The organism is Curtobacterium sp. Curtsp22, from assembly GCF_059492135.1.
The window spans coordinates 2,352,103-2,373,399 of the sequence record NZ_CP168519.1 but is presented as its reverse complement, the minus strand read 5'-3'; the positions used below and the strand labels follow the sequence as shown (position 1 = coordinate 2,373,399).

Below are 21,297 nucleotides of genomic sequence, written 5' to 3'. Positions count from 1 at the left end.
GTCAGCCGGGCAGCGGCCCCGCCAACGACCCGGCCGACACCTCGTGCCCGAGCACCCGGGCCGCCGCCCGCAGCCCGGAGAGCAGCGCCCCGTGCACGGTCGCGGGGTCGTCGCCCCACGTGGCCTCACCGGCGAGCTGCACCCGCCCGGACGGGGTGCCGAGCAGGTCGTGGTCGTCCGGTGACGCCCCCACGTGCAGGTACGAGTACGACCCGCGCGCGAAGGGGTCCGCCGCCCATCGGGTGATCCGCACGCCGTCCGGCTCCGGGACCGTGGGCCCGAACATCCGGCGCAGCGCCTCGACCGCCTCGTCGACGATCAGGGCATCGGGCAGCGACTCGATCCGCCGCGCACCGGCACCGCCCACGAGCGCCGCGAGCACCGGTTCGCCGGTCACCCGGGACATGTCGTACCAGGAGTGCCAGTCGACCCCGGCCGGACCCTGCTGCCGCACCACCCAGTCGTCACCCCAGAACCGCTCGGGGAACCGCAGGAACACCTTGTCGTAGACGCCCATGCCGAGTCGGCCCATCGCGTCGAGCACCGCGGGCTCGAGTGGTGGCTCGAACGTGATCGCGCCGGCCTGCAGCACGCCGAGGGGTGCCGTGACGACGACCTCCGCAGCGGACACGGTCGTCCCGTCGGCGAGCCCGACGACCACGCCCGAGGACGACGAGCGCACGGCGGCGACGACGGAGGACAGCCGCACGTCGAGCCCGGCCGCCAGGGCGTCCGCGTACTGGGCGTAGCCGCCGGGGAACACCACCTCGTCGCCGGCGACGTGCTCCTCGTCGAGCCCGTGCGCGTCGAGCACGGTGACCGGGGCGCCGCAGAGGTCCTCGGAGCGGTGCGCCGTGTACTCGCGGATCCGCGCGGCCCGGTCGCCCTGCCACTGCAGGGACCGCAGCGCGGTGTCGACGGCGGACGCGTAGGTCGCTGGCGGCGGGGCGTCGGCGACCACCGCGGCGAGGGCGCCGTCGACGGTGTGCAGGTCCGCGACGAACGACGCGGCCTCGGGCGCGGTCAACCGCCGTCCGGACGGGGCGTGCCAGCCGATCGGCCGCCCGTCGAACTGGAAGCTGCCGACGGTGAACTCGACGGTCTCGATCCCGAACGCGGACGCCAGGGACCAGAGCGGGTTGCCCTCGATGCCGTGGATCCACGAGGCGCCGAGGTCGACCGGCACCCCGATCTCGTCGTCGGTCCAGGTGCGGCCACCGATGCGGTCGCGGGCCTCGAGCACGACGACGCGCTGCCCGCCCTGCACGAGCGCTCGAGCAGCGGCGAGCCCGGCGACCCCGGCCCCCACGACGACGACGTCGGCATCGAGTGCAGCCATCAGTGTCCTCCGGTCAGCGGTGCCATCAGGCGGGCGGCGAGGCTCGGCCGCCCGGTCAGTGCTTCCTCGCGGTCGGCCAGGTCGGTGGCCACGAGCCCGGCGTTCGCCCCGAGGAACCGCAGCGGCTCCGGCTCCCAGTCCGGCGACCGGTGGTTCACCCACGGCAGCGCGGTCAGCGGCGAGGACACACCCCGCACGAGGTCGGCGAGCGTCCGCCCGGCGAGGTTCGTCGTGGACAGGCCGTCGCCGACGTAGCCGCCGGCGGTCCCGACGTGGCCGTCCCACGTGACCGAGGCGCACCAGTCGCGGGGCACCCCGAGGGGTCCGCCCCACGTGTGGGTGACCGGGGCGTCGGCGACGGCGGGGAACAGCTCGACCAAGGACCGCCGCAGGTGTTCGAACACGCGTGGTACCCGGTCGTAGCCGGGGGTGATCGCGGACCCCCAGTGGTAGCGGGCTCCGCGCCCGCCGAACGCCAGTCGGTCGTCCGCCGTGCGCTGCCCGTACACGAGCAGGTGCCGGTAGTCCGAGAAGGTCTGGCCGTGCTCCAGGCCGATGCGGTCCCAGACCGCGGCGGGCAACGGTGCCGTCGCGATCATGAGCGAGTACAGCGGCAGGATGCGCCGTTTCGTCTGCTCGAGCTGCGCGCCGTAGCCCTCGACCGCGATGACCACGGCACCGGCCGTGACGGTCCCGCGCGACGTGACCACGTGCCCTGGACCCCACGACACGGCGGGCGTGTGCTCCGCGATCCGGACGCCCCGCGCCTCCAGGGCCGCCGCCAGGCCGCGCACCAGCGCTGCGGGCTGGACCCGCGCGCAGTCCGGCGTCCACGCGACACCGGCCGATCCGGCGGCATCGCCGGGGCGTGCGTCGCGGTACGTCATGTCGTCGCCCCACGCGGCTGAGGCGGCGACCTCGTCGCGGGCCGCGCGTTCCTGCACGGCGGAGCGCGCGTAGAGGACGGTGCCGCCCTTGACGTAGTCGCAGTCGACTCCGGCCTCGGACGCTGCGCGCCCGACCTCGTCGACGGTGTCGCGCATCGCCCGACGCAGGGCGAGGGCCGCGTCGCGGCCGTGCTCGCGGGCGATCGCCTCGGCGGACCGCGGGAACAGTGCGGAGCACCAGCCGCCGTTGCGTCCGGACGCGCCGAAGCCCGCGATCTCGCGTTCCACGACGACGACCTGGAGGCGCGGGTCGGCCTGGTGCAGGTACCACGCGGTCCAGAGACCCGTCAGTCCACCGCCGACGATGCAGACGTCCGCGGTGGTGTCGCCGTCGAGCGGCGGCCGGGGCGTCAGGTCGTCGCGGCCACTCGTGACGAGCGCGTCGAGCCAGAACGAGACGCCCCGGTAGCCGGTCACGGTCAGATCTTCGTCCAGGCCTCGGACAGGACGCTCCGCAGGATCGAGGTCATCTCGCGGAACTCCGGCTGCCCGATGGTGAGCGGCGGCGCGAGCTGCACGACGGGGTCGCCGCGGTCGTCGGCCCGGCAGTACAGCCCGGCGTCGAACAGCGCCTTCGACAGGAACCCGCGGAGCAGGCGCTCCGACTCGGCGTCGTCGAAGGTCGTCTTGGAGGCCTTGTCCTTCACGAGCTCGATGCCGTAGAAGTACCCGTCACCACGGACGTCCCCGACGATGGGCAGGTCGCGCAGCGTGTCGAGCTCGGCCTTGAAGAGCGGGGCGTTCTGCTGGACGTTCTGCAGGAGCCCCTCTTCCTCGAAGATGTCGAGGTTCTCCATCGCGACGGCGGCGGAGACCGGGTGCCCGCCGAACGTGTACCCGTGGTAGAAGGTCGTGTCGCCCGTGGAGAACGGCTCGAAGAGCTTGTCGCTGATGATCGTCGCGCCGATGGGGGAGTAGCCCGAGGTCATCGCCTTCGCGCACGTGATCATGTCCGGTACGAAGCCGTAGGTGTCGCACGCGAACATCGTGCCGATCCGACCGAACGCGCAGATCACCTCGTCGGAGACCAGCAGCACGTCGTACTCGTCGCAGATCTCGCGGACCCGCTGGAAGTACCCGGGCGGCGGGGTGAAGCAGCCGCCGGAGTTCTGCACCGGCTCGAGGAAGACCGCGGCGACGGTGTCCGGTCCCTCGAACTCGATCATCTCGCGGATGCGCTCGGCCGCCCAGAAGCCGAACTCCTCCTCGCTCTCGCCGGCGAAGCCCATCTCGGCGGCGCGGTAGTAGTTGGTGTTCGGCACGCGGAAGCCACCCGGTGCGAGCGGCTCGAACATCTGCTTCATCGCCGGGATGCCCGTGATCGCGAGTGCTCCCTGCGGGGTGCCGTGGTACGCGACCGCGCGGGAGATCACCTTGTGCTTCATCGGCTTGCCGCGGAGCTTCCAGTAGTACTTCGCGAGCTTGAACGCGGTCTCGACGGCCTCGCCGCCGCCGGTCGAGAAGAACACCTTGTTGAGGTCGCCGGGGGCGTGGTCGGCCAACCGGTCCGCGAGCTCGATCGCCGCGGGGTGCGCGTACGACCAGATCGGGAAGAACGACAGCGTCTCGGCCTGCTTGGCGGCCATCTCGGCCAGGCGCTTCCGGCCGTGGCCCGCGGCGACGACGAACAGGCCGGAGAGCCCGTCGATGTACTCCTTGCCGTGGCTGTCGTAGACGTGGTGCCCCTCGCCGCGCACCATGATCGGCACGTCGGCACCGGCCTGGTTCGCACCGTGCCGGGCGAAGTGCATCCACAGGTGGTCGCGCGACTTCTGCTGCAGCGCGGCGTCGTCCACCGGTGCGAACGGGTCGTACGAGCCGAGACGGGTGGTGGGTCGTTCGGAGATGGTCATCGCGTTCCCCAGTCGTAGAGCTGTTTGCGGAGTTGCAGGTAGACGAAGGTCTCGGTGCCGGCGACGCCCGGGATCGCCCGGATGGTGCCGTTCAGGAGTTCGATCAGGTCGTCGTCGTCCTCGCAGACGACCTCGACCATGAGGTCGAAGCTCCCGGCGGTCATGACGAGGTAGTCGACCGCCGGGAGCCGTTCGAGTTCGTCGGCGACGGTTCGGGTGTCGCCGCTGACCCGGATGCCGATCATCGCCTGGCGGTGGAACCCGAGTTGCAAGGGGTCCGTCACCGCGACGATCTGCATGACGCCGGTCTCGGTCAGCTTCTGGACGCGCTGCCGGACCGCCGCTTCGCTGAGACCGACCGCCTTGCCGATCTCGCCGTACGGACGGCGCCCGTCCGCCTGGAGTTGTTCGATGATCCGCTTCGAGGTGTCGTCGATCGGTCCCGGACGTCGTGGTGCTGCCGCCATGCCGGACAGCATTGCAGCGCCATCGCCCAGAAAGCAAGGGAATCCGTTGTGAACACCGTGTTTCACGACGATTTCCGTTGTTACAAGTCTTCCGAACCGGCATTTTCCGTGCCAGTATCGCCGCCATGCGGGAGACCACGAAGACGAGCGAGGTCCGGAACTTCGTCGGGGGCGCGTCCGTCGAGGTCCGCGCCGACGCGGCCTTCGACCTGATCGACCCGACCGACGAGCACGTCTACGGCACGTCGCCGGTGTCCAGCGCCGCCGACGTCGACGCGGCCTTCCGTGCGGCGAGCACCGCGTTCGGGACGTGGGGCCGCACCACACCCGCGGAACGACAGCTCGCGCTCTTCCGGATCGCCGACGCGATGGAGCAGCGGGCGGAGGAGTTCGCCGACCTCGAGTCGCTCGACACCGGGAAGCCCCGCGCCACCCTCGTCGAGGACGAGATCCTGCTCTCCGTCGACCAGATCCGCTTCTTCGCCGGCGCCGCCCGGAACCTCGAGGGGCGGAGCGCCGGCGAGTACATGACCGACCACACGTCGTTCGTCCGCCGCGAGCCGATCGGTGTCGTCGCCCAGGTCACCCCGTGGAACTACCCGCTCAACATGGCGGTGTGGAAGGCCGCGCCGGCGCTCGCCGCGGGGAACACGACCGTGCTCAAGCCGAGCGACACCACCCCGCTGTCGACCCTGCTGCTCGCCGAGGTCGCCGCGGAGTTCCTGCCGCCCGGCGTCCTCAACGTCGTCGTGGGGGACCGGACGACCGGCGCCGCGATGATCGACCACCCCACGCCGCAGCTCGTGTCGATCACCGGCTCCGTCCGCGCCGGCATCGAGGTCGCCCGCGCCGCCGCCGGTGACCTCAAGCGGACCCACCTCGAACTCGGCGGCAAGGCCCCGGTGATCGTGTTCGACGACGCCGACGTCCCCGCCGCCGTGGCCGGCATCGTCGCCGCCGGGTTCTTCAACGCCGGGCAGGACTGCACCGCCGCCACCCGCCTGCTCGTGCAGGACGGCGTCCACGACGAGTTCGTGGCGGCGCTCGCCGAGGCGGCGCAGACCGACGCGCAGACCGGGCCGGACGCACCGACCCCGTACTTCGGCCCGGTGAACAACGCGGCCCAGCTCGCCCAGGTCCGGTCGTTCATCGACTCCCTCCCCGACCACGCGTCGATCGAGCTCGGCGGCCACCGCCTGGGCGACCGCGGCTTCCACCACGAGGCGACGATCGTCTCCGGGCTCCGGCAGGACGACCGCGCCGTGCAGCAGGAGATCTTCGGCCCGGTGCAGACCGTCCAGCGTTTCTCGACCGAGCAGCAGGCCATCGCGTGGGCGAACGGCGTCGAGTACGGCCTGGCGAGCTCGGTGTGGACGACCGACCACGCGCGGGCGATGCGCTTCGCCCGCGACCTCGACTTCGGGTGCGTGTGGATCAACACCCACATCCCGATCGTCGCCGAGATGCCGCACGGCGGCTTCAAGCACTCCGGCTACGGCAAGGACCTGTCCCAGTACGGGTTCGACGACTACACCCGCATCAAGCACGTCATGTCCTACATCGGCTGAGCCCGAACCCGACCCCGAGCAGCACGAGCAGCAGGAGGCACCATGGCAATGACCGGCACCTTCGCCGAATCGGGAGCCGATCTCCGGCTCGACCGGATCACCAAGTCCTTCCCCGGCCACACCGCGGTCGACGCCCTCGACCTCACCGTCCCGGCCGGCTCGTTCTTCGCGCTGCTCGGGCCGTCCGGCTGCGGCAAGACGACGACGCTCCGGCTCGTCGCCGGCCTCGAGGAGCCCACGAGCGGCACGATCACGATCGGCGGACGGGACGTCACCGACACGAAGCCGTACCAGCGGCCGGTCAACACGGTGTTCCAGAACTACGCGCTGTTCCCGCACATGAGCGTGCTCGAGAACGTGGCGTTCGGGTTGAAGCGCCGGCGCATCCCGGACCCGATGACGAAGGCGACCGAGGCGTTGCGGCTCGTCGAGCTCGAGGGTTCGGCGTCGAAGCGTCCGGCGCAGCTGTCCGGCGGCATGCAGCAGCGCGTCGCCCTCGCCCGCGCGATCGTGAACCGCCCGGCCCTGCTCCTGCTCGACGAGCCCCTCGGCGCCCTCGACCTCAAGCTGCGGCACCAGATGCAGCTCGAGCTGAAGACGATCCAGGCCGAGGTCGGTCTCACCTTCCTGCACGTCACGCACGACCAGGAGGAGGCGATGACGATGGCCGACACGGTCGCCGTCATGAACGGCGGCCGCATCGAGCAGATGGGCAGCCCGCAGGACCTGTACGAGCTGCCCCGCACGGCGTTCGTCGCGAACTTCCTCGGGCAGTCGAACCTGCTCGAGGGCGAGGTCCGCGGCACCGACGGCGGACTCCTCGTCGTCGCCACCGCGGCCGGCACGATCGCCGTCCCGACCGACCGGGCCGTCGCGACGACCGGACACGTGGTGGTCGGCGTCCGTCCCGAGAAGCTCAAGATCCGCACCGCCGAGCCGGCACCCGAAGCCGGTCGCAACATCCTCGGCCCCGGCCGTGTGGTCGACGTGTCCTTCTCCGGCGTCAGCACCCAGTACCTCGTGGACGTGCCGGGCGCGGGCCGCGTCTCCGTCTTCGCGCAGAACTCCAAGGGCGGACCGCGCATCGCCACCGGTACCGAGGTGTGGCTCACGTGGGGCGTCGACCACGGTTTCGGCCTGGAGGCGCACCCCGCGTCCGACGCGACCGTCACCGCCGGAGCCGACCCGCGCCTCCAGTCCGCACCCGCCACCGCGGGGGTCGTCGCGTGAGTCCGCGGCCGGACCTGGTGCGCGGACTGACGTCCGCACGCGTCAGCCGTCGCGGGTTCCTCGCGGGCGGCGGGGCCGCCGCGGTCGCCGCCCTGCTCGCCGGCTGCAGCATCAAGGGGTCGGCGGCGTCGCTCGCCGAACACCCGGTGGACTGGGAGCGGTTCTGGAAGGACCAGCAGGCGACGAAGCAGCTCAACTTCGCGAACTGGCCGCTCTACATCGACTCCGACCACGGCAAGTCCGAGTCCATCCAGCTGTTCGAGCGGGCCACCGGGATCTCGGTCGACTACCAGGCCGTGATCCAGGACAACGCCACGTTCTACGCGACGGTGTCGCCGATCCTCCGTGCGCAGGGGGCCACCGGCTACGACCTCGTCGTGATGACGAACGGCTTCGAGCTGACGCAGATGATCAAGAACGGGTTCGTGTGCGAGCTCGACCACTCGCGGCTGCCGAACTTCGCGGCGAACGCGGGTGACTCGGTGAAGGACCCGACCTACGACCCCGGGAACAAGCACTCGGTCGTGTGGCAGACCGGGTTCACCGGGATCGCCTACAACCCGAAGTACATCGACCGCGAGATCACGTCGTTCCAGGACCTGCTCGACCCGGCGTTCCGGGGCCGCGTCGGGCTGATGAGCGACAACACCGAGCTCGGGTCCCTCGGGCTGCTCGCGAACGGCATCGCCCCGGAGACCTCGACCCCCGCGGACTGGCGGACGGCCCAGGACTGGCTGCGGAAGCTCCGTCCGAGCGTCACCGGGTTCTACGACCAGAGCTACATCAACAAGCTCGAGAACGGTGACACCTGGATCACCCAGGCGTGGTCCGGCGACGTGTTCCAGGCGCAGCAGTCCGGGTTCGAGCACTTGAAGTTCGTCACGCCCGAGGAAGGCCAGATGATGTGGCACGACAACCTCATGATCCCCCGGCAGGCGGCGAACCCGGTGTCGGCCCTGGAGTGGATGGACTTCTACTACACGCCGAAGATCGCCGGCATCGTCGAGGACTACGTCAACTACGTCTGCCCGGTGCCCGCCGCGGAGGACTACGTCCGGGACGAGCTGGACGACCCCACCGTGGCGGACAGCCCGCTGGTGTTCCCGTCGTCCGAGGTGCTCGACAAGTCGCACGAGTTCCGGGTGTTCGAGAACTACGACGAGTACTCCGAGTGGAACGGCATCTTCAACGCGGTGGTGCAGTCGTGAGCGCCGTCGGGACGGCCGGGACCGCCGGTCTCGGGGCCGGACCGGGACCCGCGCCCGTGCGAAACGGTCGTCGCCTGCGGGTGCCGTTCCTGCTCGCCGTCGTCGGCACCGCGTACCTGGCCGTGTTCTTCGTCATCCCGCTCGTGTCGGGACTCATCGTCTCGCTCATGTCGGGCAACCCGGACGACGGCTACACGTTCACGTGGAACTGGGGGATCTACGGCTCGCTGTTCATCGACCCGCAGGTGCCGTACCTGACGTTCCTCGGCCGGTCGCTCTGGTACGGCGCGGCCGCGACCGTCGTGACGATCATCGTCGGGTACCCGGTGGCGTACTTCATCGCGTTCCGGGTGTCGCCACGGTGGAAGAACCCGCTCCTCATGCTCGTGTTCGTGAGCTTCCTCGTGTCGTTCGTCATCCGCACCGACATGTGGGCGTTCGTGCTCGCCTCGCAGGGGCCGGTCGTCACGGCGCTGCAGGCGATCGGCCTGGCCGGCAAGGACTTCCACATCCTCGGGACCGGTGGCGCGGTGATCTTCGGCGACGCCTACAACGACCTGGCGTTCATGGTGCTGCCGATCTACGCCGCGCTCGAACGCATCGACCCCCGACTCGGCGAGGCGGCGAACGACCTCTACGCCGGCAAGGTCCGAGCGTTCTGGCACACCACGCTGCCGCTGTCCCGCTCGGGCATCTTCGCCGGTGTCCTGCTCGTCTTCATCGACAGCGTGGGCGACCCGGTGAACTCGGCGCTCCTGGGCGGCACGAACACGTACACGATCGGGCAGGCGATCCAGGACGCCTACTCCGGCAACCAGCAGTACAACGTCGCCGCGGCGCTCTCGACCGTGCTCATGGTCGTGCTCGGCATCATCCTGTTCATCTACGCCCGCGTCTCCGGCACCGACGACCTCGAGGACCTCGTATGACCGCCGTCGCACCGCCCCGCGCCACCGCTCCCGCCGCACCCGCCACCGGGACGGCCGCGCGCCGACCCGGCCGGCACGGGGTGAACCGCCGCGGGCCGTGGCTCGCGATCGTGTACTGGGTCACCATCGCGATCACCCTCGTGCCGATCGTCTACATGATCGTGTACTCGTTCAACGACGCCCCGACGAACCGGCTGTCGTTCGCGTGGAACGGGTTCACGACCTACTGGTACGCGAACCTCGTGAACGTCTCGGGCCTCGGACAGGCGTTCGTCACCTCGGTCGTCATCGCGTTCCTCGCCGCGATCATCTCGGTCGCGATCGGCCTGCCGCTGGCCCTGGCGCTCGAGCGCTACCGGTTCCCCGGGCGCGGTGCCGTGAACGCCGTCGTGTTCGCGGACATCGCGGCGCCGTCGATCGTCGTCGGGTCCGCGTCGCTGTCGTTCTTCCTGTCGGTCGGGCTCGGCACCGGCTTCCTGACGATCCTGCTCACGCACGTGGCGTTCGACGTCGCCTACGTCGTCGTGGTCCTCCGGGCGCGGATCGCGGGGACGTCACGGGCGCTCGAGGAGGCCGCGGGGGACCTCGGGGCGACGCCGTTGCAGGCGTTCCGGCTCGTGACCCTGCCGTTGCTCGCGCCGGGCATGCTGGCTGCGGGGTTGCTCGCGCTGGCGATGTCGATCGACGACTACGTGATCACCTCGTTCGTCGCCGGGCCCTCGGTCACGTTCCCGCTGTTCGTGTACGGCGCCGCCAAGGCCGGGATGCCGCCGCAGGTGCTGTGCTTCGGCACGCTCGTGTTCGCGGTGGGGCTGCTCGTGGCGCTGCTGAACGGGGCGCTGAACCGGCGGTTGGCGCGTACCCGCGGCTGACCCGGACTCGTAGGCTCGGGGGATGGACGTCATCGAGGTCGACGAGCGCGACAGCACGTGGGAGGACCCACGCCCGCGCTTCCGCGTGTACGTCCAGCGCCCCGACGGCGATGTGTTCGCGACGGAGACGACCGACCTGCTCGAGGCCGACGTCCTGCAGGCCGTCGACTGGGCCCAGCGCCGCGCCGCCGAGCACGAGGGCGCGCTCTGGTCGATCGCACTCGTCTCGGACGACCGGCGCGGGTTGCGCGGGCTCACCTGGCTCGTGGGATCGGACGCGAACGACCCACCGGAGGACGACCTCGACGTCGACCGCCGTGCGCGCATGCGTGCGCGCCGGGCGGATCCGGTCGTGGTGCCGATCGAGGACCGGGCACCCACCGACGACTGACCGTCACCGATGACGGACGGGAGGCGCGGTGCGAGCCCGCACCGCGCCTCCCGTCCCCCGGCTCGCGCGTCAGGCGACGGCGGTCGCGGCCTGCTCGCGGTCGGCGGAGGCGTCGTCGCGGAGCAGCCGGTCGGCGGTGCGCAGCGACAGCGCCATGATCGTCAGCGCCGGGTTCGCGATGAGGGAGCTCGGGAACACCGAGTTGTCCACGACCCACAGGTTCGGCACGTCCCACGACCGGCCGGCGGCGTCCACGACCGAGTTCCCGGCGTCGGTGCCCATCCGTGCCGTGCCGACGGTGTGCGCCGTGCGGTCGAGGACCCGGACGTCCGTGCCGCCCGCTGCCTCGACGATCGCGGTCATCGTGCGGACCGCGTGGCGGGTGATCGCTTCCTCGTTCGACCCGGGCGAGAACGTGACGCGGGCCTTCGGCACCCCGTTCGCGTCGACCTCGTCGGCGAGCACGAGCCGGTTGTCGTCGTACGGCAGGCACTCGGCGTTGATGCCGACGCCGGCCATCCGCGGGTAGTCCTGCAGCGCCCGGACGAGCGCGGCACCGCGGAGCCCGCCGCCCCGCACGAGCGAGGTGGCGAGCGTCAGCGGCTGCACACCGAGGCTCTGGATGAGGTAGCCGCCCGCGAAGTCCGCGTCGGCGGGGCGGACGAAGTCCTCGGTGATGATCGACGACGGGTACCCGCGGTAGGACCGCATCGACTCGTCGAAGGTCGCCCAGACCTGGGTGGCCCCGTGCGCGGTGAAGTTCCGGCCGACCTGGCCGCTGCTGTTCGCGATCCCGGTGTGCAGCAGCAGGCGCGGGGTCTCGATGCCACCCGCGGCGAGGACGAGCGTGCGGCAGCGCTGCCGGTGGTCGCGGCCGTCCTGGCGGTAGACGACGGCCTCGACCCGGCCCCTTGCGTCGAGCTCGATGCCGTGCACGAACGCCTCGGCGCGGATCTCCGCACCGAACGCGACGGCGGCGGGCAGGTAGGTGGTGTCCATCGACACCTTCGCCCCGTTCCGGCAGCCCTGGTGGCAGGAACCGCAGGACACGCAGGCCTGGCGGAGCCCGTGGTGCTCCTGGTGCCGGTCCTCGGTGGTGAGGCCGACGGGGGCGTCCGTGGCGGTGATGCCCACGGCGGCGGCACCCCGGATCATCATGTCCGACGAGGCGTTCCGCGGCGGCGGGCCCATGCGGTAGCGGCGCTCCGGGTCCCACGGGTAGTGCGCGGGTCCGGCGACGCCGACGTCGTGCTCGGCCTGCTCGATCCAGCGGGTGAGCTCGGCGTGGTCGATCGGCCAGTCCTCGCCCCGCCCGGAGTCGGTGCGGAGCCGGATGTCGTGCTGGTTCGGCCGCGGTGTGAACGCGCCCCAGTGCAGGGTCGAGCCGCCGACGCCGGTGCCGCTGTTGTTCGGGCCGAAGGCGGTCGGGGCGCTGCCGCCGCTGATCCGCTCGTTCATCCAGTTGATGTCCCCGGGCGCCTCGACCTCGTCGGGCGTGTACTGCTCCGGGTCGGTGTTCGGGCCGGCCTCGAGCGCGACGACGCTGAGGCCGCGGCGGGCGAGGGTCGCGAGCAGCGGTGCGCCGCCCGCGCCGGTCCCGACGACGACGACGTCGACGACCTCGTCCTCGCTGTGGTGGCGCTGGTGGTCGAGTCTCATCGTCCGGCTCCCGTCGGTTCCCATGCTTCGCGCTCGCCGGCTCCGAGGAGCAGGAAGCCCTGTTTGCGCAGCCCGTCGCCGCCGTTGGCGAAGCCGTCGTAGTCCACCGCGGCCATCGTCGCGGGGTGTGCCATCCACTGCTTGGCGAGGTCGACGCTGGCGTCCTCGAGCCAGGCTCGCAGCTGCGAACCGTCGAGCGGGCCCGTCGTCGGTGTGTACTCGCCCGCGGTGACCGCGTCGAGCACCTCGGCGAGGTGCTCGTCGCCCTGCGCGGCCTCGCTGCGGAGTGCGTCGAGTCCGGCACGGTAGGCCTCGACGTCGGCGGGCAGGCCGTCCGGTCGCCAGCCGTCGCCGAGTTCGTCGGCGAGCTGGTCGTCGACGCGGAGCGCGAGGTCGAGGTGGCGGTCGCCCGGCTGCGGGACGACGACGCGGGCCACGGCGCGCAACGTGTCGAGCTGCTCGCGGGTGAGGGCACGCGGGTCGCGGTCCGGGGCGTCGGGGAGCGCTCGGACGGCGAGGATGCCGCGGGTCCGTGCGCTCACGCGGGGTGAGGCGATGACGCGGGCGGTCTCGGCGGGGACGAGCGGACCGTGGTCGACCCGACGGTGCCAGAAGTCGCGGATGCGGTCGGCGACGGCGTCGGGCTGCTCCCACGGCAGCAGGTGCGCGGCGTCCGGCACCGCGTCGAACTCGCCCGCGGTCCAGTGCGGCAGGTTCAGCGTCCGCTGGGCCGCGGGGCCGAGGTCGCCGTCCTCGGCGCCGGCCAGCACCAGGGCGGGGACCGGGTTCGGCGGGAAGACGGTCGACCAGTCCTCGCGGCTGCCGCGGACGAGCCAGTCGGTCCAGGCCTGCGGGACCGCGCGCTCGACGTCGTGCACGGCGATCGCGTGCGGCTCCGGGTCGAGGCGGGACGCGGTGTTGGCGTCGACGAACGCATCCGCCTCGTCGGGGCCGATCTCGCCGTCCGACGCCCAGTCGAGCATGGTCTGCCGGCGCTCCTCGTCCATCGGCTCCGGGGAGAGCGGCGACGCGGCGAGCAGCACCACGGCGCGCAGGCCGAACAGGCCGTTGCTGCCGTCGACGGTGCGCGAGGCGACGACGGACGCCACCTTCCCGCCCATCGAGTGCCCGATCAGCGCCCAGTCGGTCACGCCGCTCCGGCCGATCGCACGCTCGACGAGCACGACCATCTCCTCAACGGTGGTGCCGGTCGCGGCCGTGCTGGTGCCGAACCCGGGCAGGTCGATGCCGACCAGGTCGAGCGTTCCGGCGAGGCGGGACCGCAGCCCGACGAACTCCTCGGAACTCGATCCGAGGGCGTGCAGGCAGAACACGGTGGTGGGCATCCTTCGTTCCTACGTGCCGCAGCGCCGGCGCTCCCAGCGGGGTGTACCCCGTGCGGCATTGTTTCGAGCATGCGACGATCTGCCGTCGGGCGGGGCCTTCCACAAGGTGCGGCGATAGGTTCGGCCCATGAGTGCAGAGCTGACGCTCGGCGCCGAGGAAGAACTGCACCTCATCGACCTCGATTCCGGACGACTTTCCGCGAAGGCCCCGCGCCTTCTGCCCAAACTGCCCGCCGACCGGTTCGGCGCTGAACTCCAGCGCACGACCATCGAGACGAACACCCCCGTGGTGCGCACCCTCGACGACCTGAGACGGGTGATCGTCGACCTGCGCAGCGAGCTGAGCGCCGCGATCGCCCCCGCCGGGGTCACGATCGCCGCCGCCGGCACCGCGCCGCGGTCGGAGTACGCCGACTTCGAGCTGACCTCCGGTGGACGGTACGGCCGCATGCAGGAGCAGTACCGGATGCTCGTCGACGAACAGCTCATCTGCGGCCTGCAGGTGCACGTCGGTGTGAGCGACCGCGACCTGGCGGTGCAGATCGCCCAGCGGGTGGCCCCGGTGCTGCCCGTGCTGCTGGCGCTCAGCGCGTCGAGCCCGTTCTGGAACGGGCAGGACACCGGCTACTCGTCGTTCCGCAGCATCATCTGGCAGCGCTGGCCCTCGGCGGGCAGCTTCGGGCGTGTCAAGGACGCCGCCGAGTACGACGCGATGCTCGACGACCTCATCGCGTCCGGGGTGATCGCCGACAAGAAGATGGCGTACTTCGACGTGCGGCCGTCCTCGCACGCCCCGACGCTCGAGCTCCGGGTGTGCGACGCGACGCCGATCGTGGACGACGCCGTGCTCATCGCCGGGTTGTTCCGAGCCGCCGTCCGCAAGGCGGAGAAGGCGGTCGAGTCCGGAGCCGAGTGGCGACCGCGCAGCGAGCCCCTGCACCGGGCGGCGATGTGGCAGGCCGCCCGCGGTGGCCTGACCGGCGAACTGCTCGGGCTCGGGCAGCACCCGGAGCGGCTGCCCGCCGAGACCGCCGTCCGCCAGCTCGTCTCACGGCTCCGTCCGGAGCTCGAGGAGCTCGGCGACTGGGGCACGGTGGCGGAGCTCGTCGAGGACACCCTCGCCCGCGGGAACTCCACGGACCGGCAGCGCACCGCGTACGCCGAGCGCGGCGAGCTCGACGACGTCGTGGCCTCGGTCGTCGAGGACACCGCCGGGACGCCCTCCGGCCGCACCGAGCACCCGACCGTGACGCTGCCGTCGTACCGCGTCCGCGCCGGTGACGAGGCCGTCGGACCGGGAGCCCGGCCCCGCCCCGCGTTCCGCGACCTCGCGGTGTTCTTCCGCGGGTGGGACGCCGAGACCACCATCGAACGCTGCGCCGCCCGCGACACCTGGACCCGCGAGCACGAGGTCGGCTTCGTGGTCGACGGCGGCGTCCAGGCGTTCGGCTGCGACCTCGTCCCGCGGACCGTCAGCGCCTACGAGTGGAGCCAGCTCGCCGTCGGCCTCGGGCAGCGCGCCCGCGCGATCGAGCTGTTCCTCCGCGACGCCTACGGTCCCCGGCGGATCGTGGCGGACGGCGTGATGGACGAGCACCAGTTCGTCGGGGCCAACGGGTGGGACCCGGCGGCCGCCCGGCTGCCGCAGGACGCCGTCCGTGCGCCGGTGATGGGGTTCGACCTGGTCCGGAACGAGTTCGGCGGGTGGCGCGTGCTGGAGGACAACGTCCGGTCGCCCTCCGGCGTCGCGTACGGCATCGCGCTCCGCGAGCTGATGGACGAGGTGGTGCCTGACGCCCCACGGCCGGAGCACCTGCTCGACCCGCACGGGGTGGTCGACCGCCTCCGCGACACGCTCCGCACGAACGCGACCGCCGTGACCGGCGAACCGGACCCGGTGATCGCGCTGATCAGCGACGGCCCCGCCGCCGGCGCGTGGTTCGAGCACCGCAGGCTGGCCGACGGGGCCGGGTTGCGCCTCCTGGCCGGCTCGGACCTGGACGTCCGCGACGGACACGTCGTCGAGGCGCGGACGGGTGACGTGCTGCACGGGCTGTACCTGCGCATCGACCGCGACGTCAGCGCGCTCGCGGCGGAGCACGCACCGGACCTCGGCGCGCGCATCCTCGACGTCGCCGAGGCCGGCGGTGTGCACCTGGCGAACGCGCCGGGCAACGCGCTCGTCGACGACAAGGCGATGTACGTCAGCGTGCCGGACCTCATCTGGTACTACCTCGACGAGAAGCCGCTGCTCGACTCGGTCCCCACGTACCGGACCAGCATCGAGGGCGAACGGCTCTCGGTGCTCGACCGCGTCGGCGAGCTCGTGACGAAGCCCGTCGACGGCGAGGGCGGTCGGGACGTCCTGATCGGTCCGAGCGCGAGCGCTCCCGAGGTCGCCGAGCGGCGCCGGGCGATCGCTGCGGACCCCGACCGCTGGGTCGGGCAGGAGGTCGTGCAGCTGTCGTCGCACCCGACCATCGGCCCGGCCGGCCTCGACCCCCGGCACGTCGACCTGCGTGCCTTCGTCTACGTCACGGGCACGGGGCCGGACGACACCCACCTCGCCGACGTCGCGCTCACGCGGGTCGCGCCGGAGGGGAGCATGGTCGTGAACTCCTCGCGCGGCGGCGGCGCCAAGGACACCTGGATCACCGGAACGGCAGGGGACAGCTGATGTGCGGACTCGCGGGAGAACTCCGGTTCGACGGGACGGCGCCGGACGTCGCGGCCGTGGCGCGGATGACGGGCTGCCTCGTGCACCGCGGCCCCGACGGCGACGGGCTGTGGGCACGCGGACCGGTCGCGCTCGGGCACCGACGGCTGTCGATCGTCGACCTGTCCACCGCGGGCGCGCAGCCGATGGTGCACCCCCGTGCCGGACTGACCATCGCCTACAACGGCATGGTCTACAACTACCGACAGCTCCGCGACGAGCTGCGCGGCCGTGGCCACGAGTTCTTCTCGACCTCGGACACCGAGGTCATCCTCGCCGCCTACGCCGAGTGGGGCACCCGGTTCGTCGACCACCTGGTCGGGATGTTCGCGATCGCCATCTGGGAGCACGCCAGCGGCCGGCTCGTGCTCGCCCGCGACCGGCTCGGCATCAAGCCGCTCTACGTCGCCGAGGTCCCCGGCGGGGTGCGGTTCGCGAGCTCACTGCCCGCTGTCCTGGCCGGTGGTGGCATCGACACGAGCATCGACCCGGTCGCCTTCGCGTCGTACATGACCTTCCACTCCATCGTCCCGGCGCCACGCACGATCCTGTCCGGCGTCGGCAAGCTGCCGCCCGCGACCGTCCGGGTCATCGAGCGCGACGGTACCTCCCGGGACGAGACGTACTGGGAGCCCCGCTTCGAGCGCGACCCGGACAAGGCCGACTGGACCGACCAGGACTGGCAGGAGGCCTTCACCGCGAAGCTCCGCACCGCGGTCGAGCGCCGCATGGTCGCCGACGTGCCGGTCGGCGTCCTGCTCTCGGGCGGGATCGACTCCTCGCTGGTCGTGGCACTGCTCGCCGAGGCCGGGCAGCAGGACCTCGCCACGTTCAGCATCGGCTTCGAGTCGGCCGGTGGCGAGTCCGGCGACGAGTTCGAGTACTCCGACGAGGTCGCGCGCCACTTCGGCACCGACCACCACCGCATCCGCATCCCGTCGTCGCGCCTGCTCGACGGCATCGACGGCGCGATCGGCGCGATGAGCGAGCCGATGGTCAGCCACGACTGCGTCGCCTTCTACCTGCTCTCGGAAGAGGTGTCGCAGCACGTCAAGGTCGTGCAGTCCGGGCAGGGTGCGGACGAGGTGCTCGGCGGTTACAGCTGGTACCCGCCGCTCGCGTCCGTCCCGCGGGACCAGGCCGCCGAGGTCTACCGCTCGGTGTTCATGGACCGCCGGTGGCCGGCACTCCAACCCCTGCTCGGGGAACGCTGGCGGAGCGATGACGACACGCCCTCGGCGTTCGTGGACGCCGCGTTCGCCGTGCCGGGCGCCGAGACCAGCGTCGACGCCGCGCTCCGCAGCGACACGATGACGATGCTCGTCGACGACCCGGTGAAGCGCGTCGACAACATGACGATGGCGTGGGGACTCGAGGCGCGCGTGCCGTTCCTCGACCACGAGTTCGTCGAGTTCGCCGGCGCGATCCCACCCGAGCTCAAGCTCGCGGACGGCGGCAAGGGCGTCATGAAGCGCGCGGCCCGCGGCATCGTCCCCGACGCCGTCATCGACCGGACGAAGGGGTACTTCCCGGTGCCGGCGATCCGGCAGCTCGAGGGTCCGTACCTCGAGCGCGTCCGGCAGGCGCTGCACGCCCCGGAGGCGCGGGAGCGCGGGCTCTTCGATCCGGGTACGGTCGAGCGGATGCTCCAGGACCCGAACAGCACGCGGACCGAGATCGGCGCGAACGCGCTCTGGCAGCTCGGCCTGATCGAGATGTGGCTGCAGCAGCAGGGGGTGCGGTGAGCGGGCCCGCCGTGCGGCCAGGAGGCGCGACCCACCTCGAGCCGTCGGCACGCGCCCGGCAGGCGGCCGACCTGGGCGAGCGCCTCGTCGCGGCGTGGGGATCGTGGGGGCCCACCATGACGCGGAACGCCCGCCGCGTCGCGTTCGTGAGCGACCGGCACGGCACCCCCGAGGTCTTCGTGCAGGACGTCGTCGTCGGCGACGAAGCACCCGAGCCCGTGCGGATCCGGCTGTCCGACGACCCCGTGATCCGGGTGACGTGGTCCTCAGACGGGGAGTGGCTCGCCATGGCCATCGCGACCGACGGCGGCGTGAAGCAGCAGGTCTGGGTGGTCCGACCCGACGGCACCGACGCCGCGCAGATCGCCGGGTCGCGGTACCAGCACGCCGAACTCGGCCCGTGGAGCCGCAGCGGCCACCGGGTCGTCATCACCCTGCCGTCCACCGAGGCCGACCAGCCCGCGCGCTCGTACCTCGTCGACCCCGTCTCCGGCGACCGCGACGACCTCGCGGTGGGGGAGCTCATCCACATCCTCGACCTCAGCGTCGAGGAGCGCCTCGTCGTGCTCCGGGACGGGCAACGCGGCCACGAGTTCGTCGTGGTCGTCGACCGGCTCACCGACGAGAGCCACGCGCTGCTCGCCGACTCGCCGGACGGCTCGGCCGAGATCGCCTTCCTCCGACCGGCACCCGCCAGCGAGACCAGTCCGCTCGTCGCCTACGTCGCCACCGAGGCCGGGCTGCCCCGCCGCGGGCTCGTCGCCCAGCCGGTCGGCCCGCACGGCTGGCGCGGCGCACCCCGGCGGATCAGCGAGCGCGACGACGCCGAACTGGAGTACCTCGACGCCGACGACGCCGGCCGGACCCTGCTGCTCGTCTGGAACGTCGACGGCCGGAGCGAACTCGACCTCATCAACACGCACGACGCCTCGCGGACGCCCGTGCCGGACCTGCCCGGGTACGTCGTCACCGACCCGGTGCTCAGCCGCGACGGGCGCAGCGTGCTGCTCGCCGTCGAGGGACCCCTGCGGCCCCGGGAGCTCTGGCGCCTGGACACGAACGCGCTGACGTGGAGCCGGGTCACCGGCGTCCCCGGGCTGCCGGACGTGCCGCTGGTCGAGCCGACCCTCGAGCGCTTCGCGGCGCGCGACGGACTGGAGATCACCGGCTGGCTGTACCGGGCGGTGGAGCCGGCCACGTCGTCGACCGGTGGTGGTCCCGACGTCGGTGCCGTGCCTCCCGAGCCGCGCGCAGCGCTCGTCCACCTGCACGGCGGGCCGGAGTCGCAGGAGCGCCCCACCTTCTCCCCGCAGCACCAGGCGCTCGCCGCCGCCGGCATCACGGTGTTCGCGCCGAACATCCGCGGGTCCAGCGGGTACGGACGCGACTTCGTGCACGCGGACGACCTCGGGCTGCGCTGGAACGCGCTCGCCGACGTCGTGGACTGCGCGCGGTTCCTCGTGTCGAACGGGTACGCGGATCGCTCCCGGGTCGCCGTCGAGGGCCGCTCGTACGGCGGGTACGCCACGCTCGCTTCCCTGGCCTTCACCCCCGACGTCTTCGCGGCCGGGGTCGCCGTCTGCGGGATGAGCGACTTCGCGACGTTCTACCGGGACACCGAGCCGTGGATCGCCTCGGCGGCCGCGACGAAGTACGGGCACCCCGTGGACGACGCCGCGCTGCTCGACTCGCTGTCGCCGATGCGGGCGATCGACGACGTCACCGCGCCGCTGCTCGTCGTGCACGGCGAGCTCGACACGAACGTGCCGATCGGTGAGGCGCACCAGGTGGTCGAGGCGCTCACGGCGAGGTCGCACGACGTGGAGTACCTCGAGCTCGCGGGCGAGGGGCACGAGTACCGGCGGGCCACGTCGCGCGCTGAGCTCGTTCGGCGGATGGTGGCGTTCGTGGCGGCGCGGTTGGCGTAGCGCCTGTCGCTGGCCGCTGGCCGCTGGCCGCTGGCCGCTGGCCCCCGGGCGCCGTGTCACGCGGTGCAACGATGTGCGGTCGGTGTCCGCGGCGTCGCAGGATGGACCCATGACGACCGATGCCCCGACGACCGACCTGACCCGACCCGGAGCGGTCGTCCTGACCCAACCCGGAGCGGTCGTCCTGACCACCGCGACGGACGTTGAGGCCGTCGTCGACCACGCCCGCAACACCTACGCCGCCGCCGTCGTCGCGGACACGGCCGGCTGGGAGGACGGGGACCGGCGTCGCCTCGAGGACCTCGGCTTCCGCGGTGGCGACCCCCGCGGCGCGGCGGTGCGGACGCTCGACCTCACGATCGCCGACGACGGCACCCCGACCCGGCTGCTCGACAACCCCGCGCTCGCGTCCCTGAACGGCGAGCACGCCCGGTTCGCCGAGCGTCGCGGCGACATCGCGCGGTACCTGCCCGACGTGTCGGTCTGGACCGGGATCCCGGAGCGACCGACTGCCGCGGACTGGGAGGACGTGCGCGCGCTCCTCGGACCCGGGGCCGTGGTCCGTGTCGGGACCTCGGCGACGGTCCCGGACGGCTGGCCCGCGGCCGAGGGCATGCGTGGGGTGCAGCTCACCGGCGAGGACGTCGAGGGGGAGGCCGACGCCGAAGCCGTGGAACTCACTCCCGACGACGTCCCTGAGATCCTCGAGCTCGTCGCCCGCACGAAGCCCGGGCCGTTCCTGCCCCGCACGATCGAGCTCGGGCGCTACGTCGGCATCCGGCGCGAGGGCCGCCTCGTCGCGATGGCCGGGGAGCGCCTGCACCCGCCGGGCTGGACCGAGATCAGCGCGGTGTGCACGGACGCCGCGTTCCGCGGGCAGGGGCTCGGACGGCGGCTGGTGCTCGACGTGGTGCACGGCATCCGGGCGCGGGACGAAGCACCGCTCCTGCACGCCGCCGCCGGCAACACCGGGGCGATCCGTCTGTACCAGCGCCTCGGGTTCCGGCTGCGGGAGAGCGGTGCACTCCGGTTCGTGCAGGTGCCCTGATCGCGATCGTCGCGCGGGGTGCGCACGACCTCGGTCGTCGTGCACGGCCAG

General features: G+C 72.2%; 16 protein-coding genes. 10 read left to right on the top strand and 6 right to left on the bottom strand.

Translation table 11 applies throughout. The annotated features are described in order from the left end of the window. Position 1: 1 nt before the first annotated feature. The 4 genes from ACEN8D_RS11415 to ACEN8D_RS11400 are packed head-to-tail and all read right to left on the bottom strand — an operon-like array spanning position 2 to position 4,618. Positions 2 to 1,339, bottom strand: coding sequence for a flavin monoamine oxidase family protein (locus tag ACEN8D_RS11415; protein WP_413461272.1), 1,338 nt, complete (start codon positions 1,337 to 1,339; stop codon positions 2 to 4). Then, the gene (locus ACEN8D_RS11410; protein ID WP_309887274.1) at positions 1,339 to 2,703 is read right to left on the bottom strand and encodes an NAD(P)/FAD-dependent oxidoreductase; all 1,365 of its coding nucleotides are present in this window, start codon (positions 2,701 to 2,703) and stop codon (positions 1,339 to 1,341) included. Before ACEN8D_RS11410 ends, ACEN8D_RS11415 begins: the two co-directional genes overlap by 1 nt. Positions 2,704 to 2,705: 2 nt before the next feature. Next, the gene (locus ACEN8D_RS11405) at positions 2,706 to 4,139 is read right to left on the bottom strand and encodes an aspartate aminotransferase family protein (RefSeq protein ID WP_413399121.1); all 1,434 of its coding nucleotides are present in this window, start codon (positions 4,137 to 4,139) and stop codon (positions 2,706 to 2,708) included. Beyond that, positions 4,136 to 4,618 (bottom strand): Lrp/AsnC family transcriptional regulator, encoded by a 483-nt coding sequence (locus tag ACEN8D_RS11400; protein ID WP_070417426.1) that lies wholly within the window; start codon positions 4,616 to 4,618, stop codon positions 4,136 to 4,138. The genes ACEN8D_RS11405 and ACEN8D_RS11400 overlap by 4 nt, the downstream gene beginning before the upstream one ends. Positions 4,619 to 4,731: 113 nt before the next feature. Here ACEN8D_RS11400 and ACEN8D_RS11395 point away from each other — a divergent pair, with 113 nt between their 5' ends. The 6 genes from ACEN8D_RS11395 (at position 4,732) to ACEN8D_RS11370 (ending at position 10,804) form a co-directional block, all read left to right on the top strand. After that, complete coding sequence (locus tag ACEN8D_RS11395) at positions 4,732 to 6,174, top strand: gamma-aminobutyraldehyde dehydrogenase (protein WP_413399120.1); 1,443 nt, start codon at positions 4,732 to 4,734, stop codon at positions 6,172 to 6,174. 42 nt (positions 6,175 to 6,216) lie between these two features. Further along, complete coding sequence (locus ACEN8D_RS11390) at positions 6,217 to 7,404, top strand: ABC transporter ATP-binding protein (protein ID WP_309777710.1); 1,188 nt, start codon at positions 6,217 to 6,219, stop codon at positions 7,402 to 7,404. After that, the gene (locus tag ACEN8D_RS11385; RefSeq protein ID WP_092385656.1) at positions 7,401 to 8,612 is read left to right on the top strand and encodes an ABC transporter substrate-binding protein; all 1,212 of its coding nucleotides are present in this window, start codon (positions 7,401 to 7,403) and stop codon (positions 8,610 to 8,612) included. The genes ACEN8D_RS11390 and ACEN8D_RS11385 overlap by 4 nt, the downstream gene beginning before the upstream one ends. An 80-nt stretch (positions 8,613 to 8,692) precedes the next feature. Then, a complete protein-coding gene (locus tag ACEN8D_RS11380) occupies positions 8,693 to 9,541 on the top strand; it encodes an ABC transporter permease (RefSeq protein ID WP_413399818.1) in 849 nt (282 codons plus the stop codon). After that, the gene (locus tag ACEN8D_RS11375) at positions 9,538 to 10,413 is read left to right on the top strand and encodes an ABC transporter permease (RefSeq protein WP_070417422.1); all 876 of its coding nucleotides are present in this window, start codon (positions 9,538 to 9,540) and stop codon (positions 10,411 to 10,413) included. Before ACEN8D_RS11380 ends, ACEN8D_RS11375 begins: the two co-directional genes overlap by 4 nt. Positions 10,414 to 10,435: 22 nt before the next feature. Next, on the top strand, positions 10,436 to 10,804 hold the full coding sequence (locus tag ACEN8D_RS11370) for a hypothetical protein (protein WP_413399817.1): 369 nt from the start codon (positions 10,436 to 10,438) through the stop codon (positions 10,802 to 10,804). Between the two features lie 69 nt (positions 10,805 to 10,873). Here ACEN8D_RS11370 and ACEN8D_RS11365 read toward each other — a convergent pair whose 3' ends face one another. Together ACEN8D_RS11365 and ACEN8D_RS11360 are read right to left on the bottom strand one after the other, a co-directional pair. Beyond that, positions 10,874 to 12,463 (bottom strand): GMC family oxidoreductase, encoded by a 1,590-nt coding sequence (locus ACEN8D_RS11365; protein WP_413399063.1) that lies wholly within the window; start codon positions 12,461 to 12,463, stop codon positions 10,874 to 10,876. Continuing rightward, complete coding sequence (locus tag ACEN8D_RS11360) at positions 12,460 to 13,809, bottom strand: alpha/beta hydrolase (protein WP_413399062.1); 1,350 nt, start codon at positions 13,807 to 13,809, stop codon at positions 12,460 to 12,462. Before ACEN8D_RS11360 ends, ACEN8D_RS11365 begins: the two co-directional genes overlap by 4 nt. Before the next feature lie 127 nt (positions 13,810 to 13,936). Here ACEN8D_RS11360 and ACEN8D_RS11355 point away from each other — a divergent pair, with 127 nt between their 5' ends. The 4 genes from ACEN8D_RS11355 (at position 13,937) to ACEN8D_RS11340 (ending at position 21,246) form a co-directional block, all read left to right on the top strand. Next, positions 13,937 to 16,486, top strand: coding sequence for a glutamate--cysteine ligase (locus ACEN8D_RS11355; protein ID WP_413399061.1), 2,550 nt, complete (start codon positions 13,937 to 13,939; stop codon positions 16,484 to 16,486). Continuing rightward, positions 16,486 to 18,270: an N-acetylglutaminylglutamine amidotransferase gene (locus tag ACEN8D_RS11350; protein ID WP_413399060.1), complete on the top strand. Its 1,785-nt coding sequence runs from the start codon at positions 16,486 to 16,488 to the stop codon at positions 18,268 to 18,270. The genes ACEN8D_RS11355 and ACEN8D_RS11350 overlap by 1 nt, the downstream gene beginning before the upstream one ends. Beyond that, positions 18,267 to 20,198 carry a S9 family peptidase gene (locus tag ACEN8D_RS11345; RefSeq protein WP_413461389.1) on the top strand — a complete coding sequence of 644 codons (1,932 nt, stop codon included), beginning with the start codon at positions 18,267 to 18,269 and terminating at the stop codon, positions 20,196 to 20,198. Before ACEN8D_RS11350 ends, ACEN8D_RS11345 begins: the two co-directional genes overlap by 4 nt. 109 nt (positions 20,199 to 20,307) lie before the next feature. Further along, positions 20,308 to 21,246 carry a GNAT family N-acetyltransferase gene (locus ACEN8D_RS11340; RefSeq protein WP_413398989.1) on the top strand — a complete coding sequence of 313 codons (939 nt, stop codon included), beginning with the start codon at positions 20,308 to 20,310 and terminating at the stop codon, positions 21,244 to 21,246. The last annotated feature ends 51 nt before the right edge of the window (positions 21,247 to 21,297 follow it).

Coding starts and splice junctions, on each gene's coding strand:
- ACEN8D_RS11415 (WP_413461272.1), bottom strand. CDS start 1,339: ATGGCTGCACTCGATGCCGACGTCGTCGTCGTGGGGGCCGGGGTCGCC.
- ACEN8D_RS11365 (WP_413399063.1), bottom strand. CDS start 12,463: ATGAGACTCGACCACCAGCGCCACCACAGCGAGGACGAGGTCGTCGAC.
- ACEN8D_RS11395 (WP_413399120.1), top strand. CDS start 4,732: ATGCGGGAGACCACGAAGACGAGCGAGGTCCGGAACTTCGTCGGGGGC.
- ACEN8D_RS11370 (WP_413399817.1), top strand. CDS start 10,436: ATGGACGTCATCGAGGTCGACGAGCGCGACAGCACGTGGGAGGACCCA.
- ACEN8D_RS11350 (WP_413399060.1), top strand. CDS start 16,486: ATGTGCGGACTCGCGGGAGAACTCCGGTTCGACGGGACGGCGCCGGAC.
- ACEN8D_RS11375 (WP_070417422.1), top strand. CDS start 9,538: ATGACCGCCGTCGCACCGCCCCGCGCCACCGCTCCCGCCGCACCCGCC.
- ACEN8D_RS11355 (WP_413399061.1), top strand. CDS start 13,937: ATGAGTGCAGAGCTGACGCTCGGCGCCGAGGAAGAACTGCACCTCATC.
- ACEN8D_RS11400 (WP_070417426.1), bottom strand. CDS start 4,618: ATGCTGTCCGGCATGGCGGCAGCACCACGACGTCCGGGACCGATCGAC.
- ACEN8D_RS11360 (WP_413399062.1), bottom strand. CDS start 13,809: ATGCCCACCACCGTGTTCTGCCTGCACGCCCTCGGATCGAGTTCCGAG.
- ACEN8D_RS11405 (WP_413399121.1), bottom strand. CDS start 4,139: ATGACCATCTCCGAACGACCCACCACCCGTCTCGGCTCGTACGACCCG.
- ACEN8D_RS11390 (WP_309777710.1), top strand. CDS start 6,217: ATGGCAATGACCGGCACCTTCGCCGAATCGGGAGCCGATCTCCGGCTC.
- ACEN8D_RS11340 (WP_413398989.1), top strand. CDS start 20,308: ATGACGACCGATGCCCCGACGACCGACCTGACCCGACCCGGAGCGGTC.